We start from the raw sequence: 19,090 nt of genomic DNA on the forward strand, positions 1-19,090 counted from the left end.
CCCCTCAATTTATCGCTCTGCTTATTCCTTGAACCACTGATGTTCCATTTAAGAATGTATCCGGCTTTTTAGATAACTGTCCTTTCCTTGAAACTTCCTGACCTAAAACTTTAAAAGGCTTTTCTACTTTCTGCTGTAGTATCATAGCTTCTTGCTTAGCTAAAACTTCTTCTAAGTTACTCTTTAAATGATCTAGAAACTTGTCAATTTGTTTAAATTCTGGACACGCTTCTTTTGCAAATGAATATAGAATTTTTGGTATTTTAGAAAAATTTTCACTTATTATTTGTCCAGCTATAGCTGATTGTACTTCTACAGGATCAAAGTTTAGATTTGTTACTGATATACCTGATTTAATGGCCGTTTCATTCAATACTTTCTCAAATCTCTCTATGATACTTAATGCATAGCCCTGTGCCTCTAGTGGAGATATAGACTGATCTACTGTAGAAATATACTTTTGACCCGTGACCTTTCTAACCAGCACATCAAGTAACATTATCGTACCATTTACATCCATTTTTGCATCAACTTGTGAGATTGAATTTGTAGTATTTGATGTTTTCTTAGGTAATGCAGGCTTAGAACCTAATAACCCGCTCACAGAGCTTTTTACCCAACCAAATAAATCATTTATCCATGAAGACGTCTTATTTGCTCTACTTGTAACTTGCTGCTCTTCCAGGTCTGTATTGGCATCATTTTGGGCATAAAAAAACTCATTGTCATCATGATGCAAAATTTCAGTCTTTTCTGATAAGCTTTGAAATTGAATACTACGACGAGAACGACGTGCTCCTTTTGACTCAAGGTATTGGATTAACTCTGTTTTCCATGAACCTACTAAGGCCAAAGGGGTTTTGCCATTATTGTCTTTAGCATTAACATCAGCACCTTTATCTACAAGGTATTTAACTACATCCAATTTACCAGAAGAACTGTGTAAAGAAGTCTCGCCATAATTGTCCTTTACCTTAACATCAGCACCTTTATCTACAAGGTATTTAACTACATCCAATTTACCAGAAGAAGCAGCAAGATGTAGAGGAGTACTAGATTGCACTGATCGTTTTTTTCTTCCTCGAGGAGGTAAAGGAATGCCCTCGATTTCCTTTGTAAAAGTCTTCCCTGTTAGTTCAAAATTAAACACTTGTCCTGGTCCTAGTTCTATTGGATGTTTGCCTGAACCAGAATATTTAATTTGCTGGGATATAAAAACCCACTTACCGTTATCTTGTCGGTATAAAAAAGGCGTTGTATTAATGCGAGGACCAGGATTAGCGGCACTAATAGCATCATAATTCTCAGGTAATCCCACAGCATATTCTTCCCAACCTATAGTTGTACCGCCTTTCAAATCGTAATCTAAAAACTGTTTTAATTCATCAGTTCCCTTGGCTAAATTTTTATTCAATAATTCTTCTATGTTTATGCCATTAATCGTAGTAATAGGTTGGCCATCTCTACCCAACAGCCCATCATTTAGAGAGAGTGAACCGCTGGGTATTGCTTCTATAGGGTTGCCATTCTTATCTAACAGTCGTTCAACACCGTCTAGCTCACGAATAGGTATGCCATCACCATCTATAGGTCTTCCTGTGGCATCAAAATAAATCTGATCGAGGTGTTTTCTATTACGATGGAAAATCTCCATTTTATTCGTAGTTTCGTCGTATTTTATATGAATTGAGCATCCTTGAAGCTCACCTGTAAAAATAAAACGAGGACCATTATGAGGATCGATAGTAATTTTATCGTTAGTCGATAACCAATACCCCTCGACACCGTTAACATCCTGCGGATTAGGAGATAAAACATATTTGTCTCTACCAACTTTGTCTCTACCAACTTTAGTCAAACTAAAGGGGTACACATTCCCATTTCTCAAATCAACTTTTGTCCTAAATCTATAAAAATCTATCCCTAAAGTACTAACCGAGTTTTCACCAAGCCAAGTAATTGCATTGTTTTTAAACTTTTCTTGGCTCTCAATACTAGGGATAGGAGAAGTAGGGGGGCACAAAAGGATGGTACTCTGAGCTGCTCCTCTTTTCTTTCGTATACTTTTACTCACACAAAATCCAATAACTTTACCATTCCAATCTATTTTGGATTGTAATTTATTAGCTTCTATCATCGGTTGCTTCATTTCCTCCTGGTTCTTTCCGATAGATCCTTTAACTTTCCTACTTTTATAATAAGCTCTACCGGAAGAAGCAAGCTGCCCCCCTGTAAGCATTCCATTAATTATAGCATGGTAAGTATATGCAGAAGTAAAATCCCATCCATTTTCGCTGATTGCACTACCCATCAAATAAGCTGAAGAACCTGCCCCTGCCACTCCTCCGGCAATTTTTCCTACACTTTTCAAGAATTGATGACTGGATAAGCTTTCTAAAAACATAATAGTTTTACGGAAAGGGTGCTTGTGTAAAGCTAGATCCAGGTGAGAAAATACTATTCCACCTACTCTTTGATTACTAAATGACTTAAGACTGTCAAAGCTGCTTACAACATTACGTCCATTTTTACTTAGAAACCTACTGGCTCCCCGTAAAAACATAGGCAAATCAGGAGCACCTGTAATTGCATCTACAAAGCCAAAGTAAACCCCTGGCTTCGAAAAATCCCAACCAGCAGCAAATCCATTGAGGGCAAATAGTCCTCCACCAGTACCTATGCTACCTGCTATAAAAAGGCCTTTGCCTAATTTAGTAGATAAACCTGAATAAACCGTCTTTACTGTATTAACTCCACCAACTGCACTAGAACCTATCGCAAATCCTTGAAATGCTGCATTCCATGTTTCTGGTGAGCTGAAATCCCATTTACTTGGATCCCAATTATTATTAGTTGCAGCTGTGCTTAAATAAACTCCTCCTATTCCTAAACCAGTAGTTGCGCCAATAGCTGCTGAACTTGACAAACCTATAGTAGTAAAAGCACTTACAGATGCGCCAAAACCTACAGGCAATAATGCTCCACCAATCCCACCACCTACTATGCCTAGCCAAGTCTTTCCACTATCCCACTCCCATTTACCAGGATTCCAATTCTTATTTGCTGCAGATCCACCTAAGTACGCCCCTCCCGTACCTAATCCTATCATAAGTGGTACAAGTATAAACCAAGCGAGCTCTCCATCTGGATCTATCATTGATATTGGCGAATTACCAGCATACTTATATGGACTAAAATACTGTCCTTTAGGATCAATTTGGTAAAAGCGGCCAATGCTTGGATCATAAAAACGTGCATGGTAGTTGTATAAACCTGTTTCTTCATCCAACTCTTGACCAGTATAGCGATATGCAATATGAGCTTCCGGATTGCCTCCGTATTCACACATTAAATTACCATATGGCAAGTAGTCATAGGCTGCTACCACTTCATCACCTTTTACTACTAACCTTATTGAACCTTCATGATCAGTTATTACGCTGTAAAATTCATCTCTACGTATAAATCCAAGCAACCCTCTTGGACCATAGATGTAGGCAGTGATAAGTATATCAGGTGGTAAATCTTGAGAAATATATGTAATTTGCCTTTCTACTAAAGCACGACCGAATTCGTCTCGTATATAATGTATTTCTTTCGTTGTTTGTCCTTTACTATTAGTAACTCTTTTCAATATACGTTCACCTTGAGCATCGTAATAAAAGATCAATGCTTTACCATCAGTTAATCGTATCTTGGTTGCACGATTTGATACTGAATCATAATCAATCTGCTCGATGCCTTGATGTAACGCTTGAATTATATTTCCTCGGCTGTCATGCTTTATAGCAAACTTTTGCTCCGTCTTGGATGAAGAGTAGGATTTAAATTTAACACTGTTTACTTGGTTAGTATTGTTACTATAGCTTAGCTCATAACGATCAAATCCAGTATAGTAATGCTTATGGTTGCCATTTGCATCTATATCATACGATTCAACGTCAAATTCTGCTTCACCAAGTTGTCTAGCAAAGTGTTCTGATAATAACTTTACTATATCAGGAATAAATGACTCATATTTCCCTAATAAATTGCTAAACTCTTCACTCAGAGGATTATCTAGATACTGCTTTCTTTCCAGCATTTCTATAATTTTACTTGCAGTCTGCTTCAGTTCATTACTTCCAACTCCTCTATTCCACTTTATGAAAGCATCCTGCAAATTTGATTTTAGCAATGATAGGTTTTTCTTTTGAGAAAAAGCAGTAGCTAACAATCTTTCCAGAGGTAATTTATAGCCTCCATAATTAGCATTAACGCTTCTCAGGTCACTAAACAATGTTGGACGAATAAAGGATTTTCCTCGCTTAGCATGAGATAGAGATATATCAGCTTTCGCATTATCTTCTCTCAAGTATCCAGCACTTCTCAATGTTTGCCATATATCATGTGAAACTGTACTATTTATTCCTTGAATTTCTTTAGCAAACGTATCAGGCTGCAATGGTAAAGGTGCTTCATTCCCTACAAAATATTTTGCCTTAGTTAGTTCTTGGTAATTACCATAGTCATAACTATGCCCATATTCAGTAGGAAAACCTTTTTCTCCTAAAGTCTTTGCAATTTGACGTCCAGTGATTCCGTAACTACAAAGAATTGGTAATTTTGGTTCCAAAGCAGGATAGTAAGCTTTATTTTGGTGGTTATGCTCATTTAAATAACCTGCTTCCTTTAGCTTATGAAAACAAAGTTCTGACTCTTCAGGTGTGATATTTTCACTTACAAACGATTGTTCATTTAACCCAAGTTTCCTGTTATCACAGTGTTCATGCCAAGTTGCCTTAAATTCAGTACGTGTAACAGTCCCATCACCATATCCGTGCCCACCGTAACTTCCATCAGTATAATAAACTTTCTCTGTTAAGAATTTATCTTCCAATTTAGTCAGAAATCCTGGAGCATTATAGCTATACTGACGAGTAAAATTCCTCGCCGATTCTGGTAAATGCTGCTCACTAATAACTTGTCCAGCAGAATTATGAACAAAATTTACAAAAAGATTGTGTTTTCCTGATACACCAATTCCTATAATCTTACCCAATTTATTATAACTATAAGTAAGCTTAAAAGGATTGCCTTGAACATCGATAGGATACTCTATTTCCCTTAGCTTTCCTGCCGCATACCTTTTATTTATTGCAATTAGCAAAGGTTCATCATTATCTTTCATTGGAATAAGAATACGTTTACTTAAGGTTTCTTTATCTATATTTAATATTGATTCCTCAATTAAAGGTTCTTTGTTGTTAAAAGTAATGGTTCTCTTTACCTTTCCACGCAATATAGGTTCACGTTCGGAATCGCTATGGTAAAATTGTTGATATTTCTCTGTGTTATTGCTAGATATTGCCAAAGTCAGTAAATCTTCTTTTTTAGGAAGCGGAGAAGTTAATTTGCCTGTACTGATCAATCTGCCTAATTGATCATAATCAAAATATATAACGTTTTCAACTTCTTCACCGTTAAGCTGAGAATAATGCACAGCAAATTTCAGCAATCCGTTATTATCATATAAATGCTCCACTTTTCCAGAATCAGGTGTTGTTTTTATAATTGCATTTCCTTTTCCATCATAACTTGTATGTGCTCCTAAGAAATCTTGTAATGCTTTTTCTTCTGTAGATAAAGATTGGAGCTGTGAATTAAGTTTATGAAAAGTACGTACTTTTTCGTGATAGAGAGGTGGCAAGCTCTTCACTAGCTTATCATTTTCATCATACTCATAAGTACTTAGTAAATCTCTACTACCTGGAACATGGGTGTACTGAGCCACTCTATTGTTCTTATTATCAAAGACAGAAATATCTTCTACCCTTCCAGGTTTATATTCCACTTGATAACTATAGTTTTGACTAGTAGGAAAAAGATTGTTGATAAATAGATTTTTAGACGAAGAAGCAAAGCGCTTTGCATAAGGACCTGAAACAGAAAATTCCCTACCAGGCAGCCCTACCGCACATCTTTCATCCAGAGGATTATTGTCATACTGAGTTTGGCTATAACTATGCTCTCCAATAATTCTACTTACATCGCCCTGTAACTTGCCAATTTTCCATACTGAATTTGCCGAATAAGGGTTACTATTAGTAACAAAATTAGGGTAATAAGCTAGTACAGATTGGCTACTAGATCTTTCTATACGTGCTGATTGCGTAGTAATGGTTTGTCTACCTAGCTCATCATATAGATACTCTGTCACTATTGCTGTATTTTCACCTTTTAATACAACTTCTTGTAATTTTTCATCCAGTGCATTAAAATAAGTTACCTGAATACTTGGCTCGCTGAAGACCATTACATCGCTTATTCTTACTTTACCACTAACACCTAAATTAAATAAAGAACCGTTTGACGAACCATCAAAATATAAACCACCATCTACCCAGACCAATAAACGACCATGCTCAACAGCTACTAGAATTTCACCATTGAGTGGTACAGATAGCCTTTTTCCTGGAAATATAATGTTAGCTCTGTTGCCTGTACGCATCAGTTTCAGATCATCATTAAACTTTATGATGGAGCTTTCTGACTGCAGTGAAAAACACATCCTCATTCCGTGAGAAGCAGAGTTAATATCATACGGATTTAGCTGCAAGCTATGTAAGTGATTAGTGAAATGTTGCAGTTGACCTAAAGAAATTTTCCAAACATCCGCATTATCTATTTTCCAACGTTCCTTAAACGAGTAAGGAGAAAAATCTTCATAAAATCCTGTTTCTGGTTGAATCTGTATGCTACTCTTTAATTGCACTACTCTTCCAATACTTGAAGCTTTAGTATAAGAGCTCAACTTCTCAAGTTGGCCATACTCATTTATACTTGCTATTTCCTTTTGGTATTCGTCATAAACATATTTTTCGACTAATCCATTAGCTTGTATAACTTCTCTAACCTGTTTAGTTTTAGTGTCATATACGTTAACTTTAGAATTACTGTTCAACGGTGAAAAACGTACATGATCTACATCAATTGTGGTATTTGTTCCAGGACTCACAATAATAGATGTTTTAAGATTAATGTCAGGTTGCTCTGTCAAGGTTGAGTTTGAACTTTTTTGTAAGCCTTTATAAATCTGTTTCGCATGTAATAGATCTATAACTACTTCTAAATAGAACCAATCACCAGATTGAAATTTAACCTCGCTTAATAGCCTAAATATTTCATTACCATTTTCAGCATAAACAACTGCTTTGAGATAAGGAGTAACAGTACCAAGACCAAACACTCTACTTTGCGGCCTCATCCAGCATGATGCAACATATTCTTGATTTTGGTTATTAGGCTGGAATGTACCCTCTAAAGTACTTCTTGATAAATTTAAATAACTTTGTCCAGTAAATGAAAATCCTTGCTTTACTACATCAGTTTCATTAAATAACCATCTTTTTTCAGGTAAAGTAACATTTTTTCCAATTTTATTTATCTCATAATTCTCAAATCCATAATGGCTAACCTCCTCATCTGCTATCTCATAAGGAAAAAATTGTGCTACCTCTAATTTTCCTGTCTTATCTAATAAAGTAGTTTTCAAGTATAAGTTTTCTTTATCTACTATTGTATCGTTGGTACTAGCCTGTTCCTCTTTAAGCTTTAAGGTCCTTATTAATACTTTTTGTGCATTAAATACCTTTTTCTCTGCATTAGAATAGTTATCGAAATCCTTCACTTCTTCAATCCAGCCAAAAGAAGTTTTGTTATTACCTGGAATTATGGAGATTTTTTCATAATATACAGAATTACCCAGTGCTTTTGCTGAGAAAATGTCATATTCATAGCCTGTAATACGTTTACTACCATTTTCAAGTGTCACTGTAGTCTTTGTAACTACAGGATTGGGCAATAAGCGCCTTATACCAAGCTGTTGACGAAAGACTAAAGTGTTCCTTTCTCCTGAATCAAGATTATTAATGTGTGTTACTAATGTTTGATAACTACTCCATGAACTTAACTTTTCCTCTTGAGGCAATCTATATGTTTTACCAATTGTACCGTCACTTGAAAATTCAACTACACCTACTTGTTTATCTTTTTCTTGATAAGCTAAATAAGCAGGATACATATTTCGTACAAAAGTTTGGTTTAATTGTTTTACTCCTAAGTCTAGCAAGCTACTTCCTTGCTTCTCTCCATTACTCCCTTGACTATACAACTTTAATGAAGATCGTGAATTTTCTTTGTCAAGAACAAGCTTATTACCTAATGGAATAGACAAATTTTCTTGTCTCAATTCTGTTTCTGATATTGTTCCTTCCTTCCATCTATCACCTGTGAAAGTAAATTTCTTATTTCCACACACTGCAACCTGTGAATTCAAAGTTGCACTATATTTTGTAACATCAAGTAAAAAAAGTTTTTTTGCCCATGAATTGAATATATTCTCGCGAAATTGAGCTTTGTTTCCCTCTGTTTGTTGATAAATTTCACTTTCTCTTTCTTTTAACTGTTTATAAGCCTTATGATTTTCTTCTTCTAGTTGTTTTATAATCTTACCTTTTTCCTTTTGAATCTCTTGCCGAATATGATCTCTTTCCTGATCCGACTTTGCTTCAGATAAAAGTTTATTACCTTTCTCATCTATATTGGAAAAAGCTTTATTTTTCAGCTCTTCAGCTTTGATTGGCACCTCCTCCCTTAATCTCTCTATTTCGTTTAATGCTTTGTTCTTCCCTTCTTCCATGGCATTATAAACTGGGCCACTAAAATCTTTCACAATAAACTTGAACTTATTTCCTATAGCTTTGTAAGCAAGCTTAAATTGATTTTTATTTGTGTCTTCAATTTTATGCAAAAACGAATTAATATTGTCTTGATTAATTATATGTTGCTGCTCCTGAACAACGGTATAATTACCTCCCAATACAAATAAATTTAACATTGATTGAAGTTGTGTTCCATCTGCTCTCCAAGTGTTTAAAAATAGCAGGTTGTTATTTAGTTGTAGCGCATTGTTTCTAAGATAATCAAGTATCTGCTTACGTGTACCACCATTTAGTTCAAACTTATCTAAAGTATTCTGTATGTCACTAGCTACTCCAGGTATTTCTTTGATTACTTTAGATTGCCATTCATTATCATGATTTCGGTACCCTATTAATAAGCCCTGATCATCATAAATTAAAAACATTCTACCAGACGCTGCAAGGAGTAGAGATGTATTGTCTCTATTGAAAAAAGGTTTTTTTGTCCATTGTTTAGATGCTTTATTCCAATCAATTATCTCTACAGAAGAGTTAGTATTTGCTACAACTGTAAAATCTGCACCAAATCTGATCATTGTATCTTCATTAAAGCTATAATATGTTGGAGTTGGTAGCCATTTATCTTCTTCTTTACGAAATAAACATAGCTCTTTATCAGTATTATAATATAGAATCACAGCAAAAAAATCCTCTGCATGCATAATTTCGTGTGCCTTTACTAAACCACGACCTAGTAGAGGAAACCTTGATAAAACGGAACTTGATACAGATGAATATAACTCCTCTGTCATCTCCTGATTAAACATTCTTAATACTACTTGTCCTTGCTCATCTATATAACTAATCAATACATCATTATTACCATAATCTATCCTATGGCTTTTCTGCACATCGTATCTTCGTCCTAATTCTTCAGTAATGTAAGACGCTGTCCCTATTAACCGATAACTAAACTCAACACTTGCACCTGTTGGTAAAGTTACTTTTTCTAGCATATGTGATGCCGAAAACTCTTTATAAGTAAACTGTAGAATTGATTGGTTAGTAATATCTCCTCGTTGTCTTATTTCAGTTAAAAGATGCTCCTCATCCTCTACCCTGTAAACGAAATCAACATCTTGCTGATAGCCTGGAGTACTAACCTTATAACCACTAAGATAACGTGTCTGCACCTTCTCCGTATTTAGATTACCGTCCTTATCTATTAAAGGGAGTAAATTATATTCACTTTCTTCTTTATCAGAATAGTTGAAAATGACCTCATTTCCTTGATTGTCACCAACGGTTTTTAAGTAAATTTCTTGAGTAAAGCTCTCACCATTCGGCACCGAAATATTAACTATGTCATACGTATAACGAACTACGTTATCATTTTTATCTCTTACTTCAGCCAAATACCAAGTAGTAGCTAGTTTTTTTTGTCCTGTAGAGCTACTACCTACACCACGCCAATTTTCCCATGCTAGCTCCCAATTGATAGAGTCTGATCGAGTACTACCAGTGCGTCCGTAAATTTGCTTAATACCCGAACTATTTATCTCCCATCTTTCTTCATTTTTATGATAATGAATTCGTAAATCAGGTTGATCAGTCGATAACTTAAAGCAGTAAACAGTATCAGTTGAGTTACTAGAGTCAAATATTAGCTGCTGGGGCAAATCTTGCAAAATAACATAATACTTTTCATCTTCAGGAAAAATACTTGATTGATGACTCATCATTACAAAATTTTGTGGTATGGACCAACCAAGTCCTAGATCTCCTGATACTTTATTATTGCCATCATAAAAGAAGTCTAGCTTAATATCAGATGAGAGATTCGATAAATCAATTAATGGTAACTTAAATCTCGGCTTTCCTGTATTCTTATCAACTGCATCGATAATAGAAGAAAAATCTAATTGATCCCTAAGTAAAAGAGTAGGCTTTTCTTCCTCAGATTGTAATTGAAGTAATTGTGGTACTATTGGTGGTATTGATTGAGATGATGTTTCATTAGCTGCCTGAATCCCAACTTCTTCCTCTATCGATTCTTCAATTTCAGCAATATTTGCCCAGTGTATTTGGTTTTTGTGCTGAGTGAAAACAATAGGGGGCTCTCCAACTGATGGATTAGCATATATAGCCCTTATTATATCACTATGACGTTCAGAAATAGTAAGTTGAGAGTTATCCAGTAAAGACCTCCACTGGTTTGTATAATTATCAAATGTGAGTATATCTATTCCCCTTGGTCCAGTAAAAAGCATATCCTGTCTACCATCCAAGTCTATATCTTCAAATTGGACTGAATTTATATGCTCTGTATTCCATCCTTTTATCTTGGAAAATAGCGGATTATAATTGATAAATCGGTAATTATTTTGCCTATTACTATATTGGTAGATAAATAATCCACTAGAATTTAGTGCTACAATATCTTTATAAAATTGGCCAGTTAAGTCAGGAAAAAATAATTTTTCTTCAGAATTTTCAAGCTTTGCACCATTTGGTACCTGCATTAAATGTTCAAGACCATTACGTTGATTAAATTCATATATGTTCAATCCTTCCCTATTACGCACAATAATGTTCTCCTGACCTTTCCTTTGAAGATCAGATAAGAAAAAATCTGCTTGAGGATAATTCCCAAGAATACTCAAGTTAGTATCAAGTGGCCAGATGGGATATTCACCGGCAAGAAGCTCATCTTTCATTACTGCATAAAACTTTATTCCATATTCTTGATGTTTAGTTAAGATCCCAACTACGCTTTGATCATGGTAAAAATGACCAGATTTTATAATGTTACCGTGCTTATTCCAATCATAGACATCATTAAACTCATTTTCATCGAAGTCATCACTTTTAGCCAGAAGATCAAAATTCCTATTCTTGTATTGATAAAAATTAATACCTTGTGGAGTTTTTAGTATTAACATACTTTCTAATGTCTCTGGAAAGTGTAAAACTCGGCTTTCGGATACTTCATCTGTAATCAGTGTTGAATTCCACTCTCTCTGCAAGAATTCAGACCTATTATCATATCGATACTTGTATAGCTTGCCGTTATAAAAAGCATAAAACTGCAAGGTAGCATTACTACTATTCCCACTGCGGTAAAGTTCTATATTTTTATCAAAGGGAAAGGCTTGTCGTGAGAAATTTAGCTGATAAAGATTAGGCATAAAAACTCCATGAATAAAAAAAGAAAAGCCCTACCTTGTAAATAGGGCTAATTAACTTACCTCCCAATAAAAGATATATTCTTGTCTGTTGTTTTTACTTTTTCTAAAACAATATCACTGATATGAGAAGATGGCTGCGCATTTTCTTCCATATCTCCTTTTTCATAGGCTGTGGTATTATCCATTACATCACGTCTTCTACGTCCATTACTACAATCTTCGATCTTCCACTCACATCCCGTTACCCTTTCTTCTGCTTTCCAGGTCAACACATACCTCCTATTATCGCCAAATTGAAAACTACTATAATCATTAGGCGAATATAAGTACCTTCCATACCGAACATTCTTTAGATAAACATTATCATCTTTAAGCTCAACCTTCCACTCACCTCCCGTTGCCCTTTCTTCTGCTTTCCAGGTCAACACATACCTCCTATTATCGCCAAATTGAAAACTACTATAATCATTAGGCGAATATAAGTACCTTCCATACCGAACATTCTTTAGATAAACATTATCATCTTTAAGCTCAACCTTCCACTCACCTCCCGTTGCCCTTTCTTCTGCTTTCCAGGTCAACACATACCTCCTATTATCGCCAAATTGAAAACCACTATAATCATTAGGCGAATATAAATACCTTCCATACTCAACATTTTTAATACATACCTGTGATGCAAATACCAAATTCTTCACTGACTTTGGTAGCCTCGATTTTACGCTCTCAAGGTTAGATCTTTTCTCTGAGTGGACATCAGGGTAATGAGGCATTTCCATTGTTTCTTTAAGAGGTTGTCCGGAAACAGGTAAAAGGCTATGATATTTGAAATTTTAGTATGGGGTAAAGATGAGAAAAAAGTATCCAACAGATCTAAGTGAAAGGGAATGGGCACAAATAGAGAAGTACTTCAGAGTATCATACAAAAAAGGAGGAAGACCGCCAAAATATAGTAAAAGAAAAATGTTAGAGGGAATTTTCTATGTATTGCGTACAGGGTGCCAATGGCGGTATTTACCAAATGATTTTCCGCTATGGAAGACTGTATATGAGCAGTTTAGGCAATGGAAGAAACAGAGGATTTTTGAGAAAATGAACTATGATATCACTAAATATAGTAGGTCAAAAATGGGAAGAAATGAAGAGCCGAGCGCATGCATAGTGGACAGTCAGTCGGTAAAAACCACGGAAAAAGGGGGGTCAAAGGTTATGATGGTGCGAAAAAGGTAAAGGGGAGAAAAAGACATATAATTACAGATACTCAGGGTTTTATACTAAGTTGTTACGTAGGAGCTGCTAATGAAAATGATAGAGATGGTATTAAAATAGCATTAAACAATATGAGAACAAAATATACTAAAGTAAAAAAAATGTGGGCTGATATGGGGTACCAAGGAAAAGATTTAAAAACCCATATAGAGGAAGAATATGGCATAGATATTGAAATTGTGAAAAGGCCTCCATGTAGGTTTTGGGTGCATAAAGATACACCACTAGAACTATTGCCACAACGGGATCCTGGATTTTTAGTACAGCCGAGAAGGTGGGTGGTAGAAAGGACTTTTGCTTGGATCAATAGGAATAGAAGACTATCAAAAGAGTACGATTTACTTACAACATCTACTGAAAGTTTCATATATCTGGCTATGAGTAGGGTTATGTTACGGAGGGAATATGCCTAAGTTTACTAGTTTCCGGACAACCTCTAATATAGTAAGCTAACTTAAATACTGCTTTGTTATTTAAATCACTTCTACTTTTCATCTTATCAAACACAGCTACATAACCTGGTATAGACTGCGCAATATAACCATGGCTACGTATAAGGCTTAAGATCTTTTCTGTATCTACCCTCCCATACACATCGTTCACAGCTTCTTTAATGGCATTACCAAACAATTCAGCATCAAAATTATAAATCTTATCAGCAATTTCTTTAACTGAAGCATAACGATCATACAACATACCATCCTTTAACTTCTCTTTTGCTAAGCTTTTTATGTCTGGTAACTGGCGTTTCAAATCTTCAAGCTCAGATCTATACTGTGAATTCACATTACGATAATTAGGCATCTCCATTGTTTCTTTAACAAGAGAAGTTAACTTTAATATTGGGCTAACTGTATTATCATTTAAACTCAAATCACCATTTGCTTTCATCTTATCAAATACAGCTACATAACCTTGAATATCCTGCACAATACTACTGTGGCTGCTGCGCATCATGCTCAATATTTTTTCTGTATCTACTCTTCCATATACATCGTTCACAACTTCTTTAATTACATTACCAAACAATGTATTATCGAAGTTATAAACTTTATCAGCAATTTCTTTAACTGAAGCATAACGATCATTTAGCATACCGTCTTTTAATCTCTCTTTTGCTACAGCTTTTACCCTATCCTTTAAGCTACTTACAATAGACTCAGCTCCTTCTTTTATTTCAGATGAGGTGTTTGACTGACTAATAATTTCTTGTATCTTGAAAAAAGCATCTAGTGTTTTTAAGCTTAAGCATTAGGTGGAGAAGGGAAGAACTCTGGAAGATTCCTTAGATATAAAATCTGTAGAAAAGAAAAGAGTTCCCTTCTCAAAAGTAGAGGCTGGACGGTATCGTAGAAAGGCCTAAATGGTTCTAATTCTGTATTCACAAGGTAAGCCTTACTTTTCATTTTTAATAGTAGTATATGGAGTTATATATGATCAACAACTTTTTAGGTATAGATGTTTCAAAAGAACGCTTTGATGTTTCTCTCTCATTCATAAGTAAAAAAGGAAAGCGTGAAACTAGGAAAAGGAAATTTAAAAATGATGATACTGGGTTTCAAGGTCTACTGAACTTTCTACAAAAACATAACGTAGAAGAAGTAAAAGCTTGCATGGAATCCACTGGTTGTTATAGCGAAGCTTTGGCTGAGTTCCTCCACAACGCTGGATATTTCGTTAGTGTTGTAAACCCAGCTTGCATAAGATTTTATGCAAAAAGTAAGCTTACACGACAAAAGAATGACCAGACTGATGCAGAGATTATTGCAGATTATTGTCAAAGACAGGAACCTTCTCGTTGGACACCACCTTCTCCTGAAAAGAAAAAATTAAAACATCTTTATCGTTGCTCAAATGCGTTAAAGGATGAGTTAACATTAGCAAATAATCATTTAGAAAAGAAAGAGAGAGAGACTGCCTAAAGAAGTTGCAAATGCTTGGGAAGACCTTGCAATGAACATAGAGCAAAAAATAGAAACAATAAAAAACTCCATACGCGAACTATTAAAACAACACAAAGAATTGTTGGAAGATTTTCAACTCCTATTAACTATTCCAGGAATAGGAGAGGAAACAGCAATAGCTATTTTAGCTGAAATTCCTGGTATAAAAGCCTTTATAAATGCTAGGCAATTGGCAGCATATGCTGGAACTATACCACAAAATATAACATCAGGCTCATCCGTACATGCCAAGCCCAGATTAAGTAAAACCGGTTCACGAACATTACGTAAGGCAATGTACTTTCCTGCTATAGCAGCTAAAAAGCATAATCCTATCATTATGGCTTCTTGCGAAAGATTAAAAGAGAAAGGCAAGCATGCTATGGCCATAGTTGGTGCTGCAATGCGTAAGTTACTTCATATAGTTTTTGGTGTTTTAAGTTCAAAAAAGGCCTTTGATCCAGATCATATCAAGAACTATAGGGCTAAAAGGTTAACTGAAGGTTTAGTACTTTAAAATCAAAAAATGCTTCTAATTCATCTTATGTAAAATGGCATCTTACACAAATTTATTGAATGTTGTTGGTTAGTGGATATGTTGATAAGTAAATTTCTGCTGTTTTATATGTAACTAATTTACTTATCAACATATCCACTAACTATAATCTGTATACTGCTACACAGTTGGAAGTATTTTTTGATTTTATTATGCAATTTGGAGAATTTTTATGACTTTTTTGTTGACTAACAAGACGGTATCTTTTCTCTATCCACTTTCCGAAATTCAACATTACAAGGAGAAAAATGACAGAACAGTTTTTGCATGGGGTAAATGTTATTGAGATTACCTCTGGAGCAAGGACAGTACGCACAGCTAAATCATCAGTGATAGGTGTAATTGGTACTGCTCCGGAAGCTGACGGGCAAAAGTTTCCACTCAATAGTCCAGTATTAATAGTAGGAAGCTTAAAAGAGGCAGCAAAACTTGGAAAAAGAGGAACTCTGCCTTCTGCAGTGAATGGAATATTTTCCCAGGTTGGTGCAACAGTAGTAGTTATTCGAGTTGAAAATGCTGATCAAGAAGAAGAAATATTGAGAAATATCATTGGAGGAGTTGATGAAGAAACTGGGGAATATCAAGGCATTCAAGCATTCTTAAGCAGTGAAAGTATAGTCCATGTTGCCCCAAGAATACTAATTGCACCTCAGTTTACTCATCAATTGCCTGAAGATGCTGGAAACCCAGTGGTCAGCGCTTTAATTCCTATAGCAGAAAAGCTAAGGGCGATAATAGTAGCAGATGGTCCAAATACCAATGATGAAGAAGCAATAAAGTGGAGAAAAAGTGTAGGTAGTGCAAGAGTTTACGTAGTTGATCCTTGGGTTATTGATGGAAAAGAAGAAACTTTGCCGTCTAGCCCATTTGTAGCCGGTTTAATAGCCAAAGTAGATAGTGAACAAGGCTTTTGGCAATCACCTTCAAATAAAGAGATAAATGGTATTGTTGGGACAAGTAGGGCTATTGATTTTACCTTAGGTGATACAAGTTGTAGAGCAAACCACTTAAATGAAAATGAAGTAACAACGATAATTCATCAAAATGGCTACAGACTATGGGGAAATAGAACATGTTCAAACGATGAAAGGTGGGCTTTTCTGCCGGTTAGGCGTACTGCAGATCTAATCAATGATAGTCTACTGCGAGCTCATCTATGGGCAGTTGATCGAAATATTACCAAAACTTATATAGATGATGTGATTGAGGGGGTGAATTCTTATCTGGCCGTAGAGTGGGCAGCCAGCGAGTTACTTGTTAAGTACTTTTCCAACAACCCCTCTCCGAACCACGCATGATCGTTTCCGTATCACGTGGCTCTCCAATAATCTAACGTTTTAAGGAGTCACCATCATATTTTCCATATTGGATTTTCTTATGGCATTCATGACAAACAACAAGAGTTTTCCTCTGTCGTTCAATCATTCTCTTTTTCCATTCCGGTAGTTCAGTATTACGTTTACCTAGCAAATCAGCAAGTTTACGTACGTGATGTACTTCAATCTGCTCTTGTGATTTACATAATTCACAAGTTTGTGCCAATAGTCTTTGCTCTATTTCACTACGCTTATTCCATATTGGTATAAGGTTATCACTTATGCTTACCCATTTATTCCATTTTAGCGACACAGCACCAAAGTGTGTAATTAATGGTATCTTTGATGGTAAACGATCTACTCTGATTTGGATGACTTTTCGTTTTTCACCTTCATCGTTTTCAATCGTCGCACCAAATTTTCTATAAATTTTCCTGCAAGTTGTTTTGTATTTAGATGCTAAAGTCTTTACTAATGATACTTCCATCACATATTTCAGATAACTTAGTGTGTGAAGGTTGTAGGCCATTTTATAGTATTGTACAATTCCTCGATATTCAGTTTGATACTGAGCAACAATACTGTAAGCTGTATCAATTGTACGTTGAGGTAAATGTATCGGTTTACCACAACGCATATATTCAGAACACTTTTTCTGCTTTATATGATGTGGTACACGTAACCCAATACTACCGTTAATACATCGTTGTGTCCGATGATCATGTTTGTCATCTGCATGCAAAACATGTATTTCATAACCCAAAAAATTGGCTTTGCTATCACACGCATGTGTAATAAACGTTTTATCTTCATTAAGCATAAGTTTGAGCTCCTCATTGAGAAACCCAGCAATCTCATTCTTAATTTGTTCAGCTTCATTCTTTGGTCCTGCAAACCCTACCAGAAAATCATCAGCATACCTAACATACCAAAGACGTCGATAATTTAGATCGCAAGAATCCTTAGATGGCATACCCTGCACTAATTGACGCAGTTGTTTTGCTTGATCCCAGTTCCCTTGTTTTCTCATCATCGATACTTGCATGGTTAACCTTAAATATTTTGGATTTGTCCTTCTTCGCTTACCTCGGTTATTTGCTGGTATTAGTATATGCTCCACATGTTTATCTAACCGATCGAGTAATATGTTACTCAGAATTGGACCAATAATAGAACCTTGTGGTACCCCACTATGACTCTTATTGTACTTCCAATTTTCCATATATCCTGCTTTTAGCAGTCGATTGATTAGCTGAATAAAACGGTTATCTTGGAAGCTTTCACTCAGTATTTTCAACAACATAGTATGATCAATTGAGTCATAACATGCACTGAGATCTCCCTCTATAAACCATTTTGTACCTCTGCCTTTTTGCATTACTGCTCTTAATGCAGTGTGGCATCCACGCTTTGGTCGAAATCCATGTGAACATTCACTAAATTTAGGCTCATAGTAGGCTTCCAATATTAATCGGATTACTTCTTGAAGTAACTTATTTGACCATGTTGGCAACCCTAACGGCCTGCGTTTACCACTCTTCTTTAAAATATAGATACGTTTTACTGGTGTCCACCGATATCGCTCATAGCGTAAATCCTCTATGATTTTATCGATTTTCTCCAAAGACATACCATCAACTGTTTCAGTTGTCACACCTTCTGTCATAGCACCTTTATTACGACAAAGTTTGCCATACGCTCGAAGGTAAAGATCACTCTGATAAAGTAGGCGATATACGTTTTTAACCGGCAAATTTCTTTGTCCACGTTCACGTATAATGTTAAGTATTGTTTCAGCTTTCCGCATCTTGCGTACCTCCCAATTTCAACATTCAATTATCTGTCACCCTTTGCCCTGTATGTGGCTTTCCCACACTCCCCGGTGATTCGTTACTTTCACGACTACTACGATGACTCCGTAACCATAGAACTCGCGTTCCTTAGGTCATCCCATGTTCCGTCACTAAGAACTGTTCTAGATCAACTTAGGTTTTCCATTCATCCTCTTAAATAAGTTCACTACTTATCGTTCTACAGCCAGAATGTCACACAAACGAAAGTTTAATCTGTGCTTACCGTAGACATGGGGTTTTAAATGCGATACCCATGGATGTGAAGTCCCACCCCTGAAGATTAG

6 protein-coding genes and 1 pseudogene are annotated in these 19,090 nt (G+C 35.6%); 3 read left to right on the top strand and 4 right to left on the bottom strand.

Annotation, left to right across the window (positions count from 1 at the left end; translation table 11 throughout):
- Positions 1–4: 4 nt before the first annotated feature.
- Together OPR43_RS01600 and OPR43_RS01605 are read right to left on the bottom strand one after the other, a co-directional pair.
- Positions 5–11,398, bottom strand: coding sequence for an RHS repeat-associated core domain-containing protein (locus OPR43_RS01600; RefSeq protein WP_406832882.1), 11,394 nt, complete (start codon positions 11,396–11,398; stop codon positions 5–7).
- A gap of 527 nt (positions 11,399–11,925) precedes the next feature.
- On the bottom strand, positions 11,926–12,642 hold the full coding sequence (locus OPR43_RS01605; RefSeq protein ID WP_265035141.1) for an RICIN domain-containing protein: 717 nt from the start codon (positions 12,640–12,642) through the stop codon (positions 11,926–11,928).
- Positions 12,643–12,718: 76 nt separating this feature from the next.
- On the opposite strand from OPR43_RS01605, the gene OPR43_RS01610 reads away from it, so the two are divergent.
- Positions 12,719–13,551, top strand: a protein-coding gene (locus OPR43_RS01610; RefSeq protein ID WP_265029708.1) for an IS5 family transposase whose coding sequence is annotated in 2 segments (ribosomal slippage) — positions 12,719–13,085 and positions 13,085–13,551 — 834 coding nt in all. Because the reading frame shifts where the segments join, the coding sequence is not laid out codon by codon here.
- Here OPR43_RS01610 and OPR43_RS01615 read toward each other — a convergent pair.
- Positions 13,526–14,233, bottom strand: a complete 708-nt coding sequence (locus tag OPR43_RS01615; protein ID WP_265035142.1) for a hypothetical protein — start codon at positions 14,231–14,233, stop codon at positions 13,526–13,528. The two genes, OPR43_RS01610 and OPR43_RS01615, sit on opposite strands and share 26 nt — an antisense overlap.
- A 338-nt stretch (positions 14,234–14,571) precedes the next feature.
- On the opposite strand from OPR43_RS01615, the pseudogene OPR43_RS01620 reads away from it, so the two are divergent.
- Positions 14,572–15,598 (top strand): annotated as a pseudogene (locus OPR43_RS01620) (IS110-like element ISWen2 family transposase).
- A 287-nt stretch (positions 15,599–15,885) separates the two neighbouring features.
- The gene (locus OPR43_RS01625) at positions 15,886–16,935 is read left to right on the top strand and encodes a phage tail sheath subtilisin-like domain-containing protein (protein WP_265035144.1); all 1,050 of its coding nucleotides are present in this window, start codon (positions 15,886–15,888) and stop codon (positions 16,933–16,935) included.
- Positions 16,936–16,966: 31 nt separating this feature from the next.
- Here OPR43_RS01625 and OPR43_RS01630 read toward each other — a convergent pair whose 3' ends face one another.
- Positions 16,967–18,760: a reverse transcriptase/maturase family protein gene (locus tag OPR43_RS01630; protein WP_265034303.1), complete on the bottom strand. Its 1,794-nt coding sequence runs from the start codon at positions 18,758–18,760 to the stop codon at positions 16,967–16,969.
- Positions 18,761–19,090: the final 330 nt, after the last annotated feature.

Origin of the sequence: Wolbachia endosymbiont (group A) of Apoderus coryli, from assembly GCF_947251615.1 — a bacterium.
In the GTDB taxonomy this organism is placed as follows: domain Bacteria; phylum Pseudomonadota; class Alphaproteobacteria; order Rickettsiales; family Anaplasmataceae; genus Wolbachia.

Bases quoted from the DNA above. Each gene is read 5' to 3' on its own strand.
- OPR43_RS01625 (WP_265035144.1), top strand. From the start codon at position 15,886: ATGACAGAACAGTTTTTGCATGGGGTAAATGTTATTGAGATTACCTCT.
- OPR43_RS01605 (WP_265035141.1), bottom strand. From the start codon at position 12,642: ATGCCTCATTACCCTGATGTCCACTCAGAGAAAAGATCTAACCTTGAG.
- OPR43_RS01615 (WP_265035142.1), bottom strand. From the start codon at position 14,233: ATGCTAAATGATCGTTATGCTTCAGTTAAAGAAATTGCTGATAAAGTT.
- OPR43_RS01600 (WP_406832882.1), bottom strand. From the start codon at position 11,398: ATGAAAGATGAGCTTCTTGCCGGTGAATATCCCATCTGGCCACTTGAT.
- OPR43_RS01630 (WP_265034303.1), bottom strand. From the start codon at position 18,760: ATGCGGAAAGCTGAAACAATACTTAACATTATACGTGAACGTGGACAA.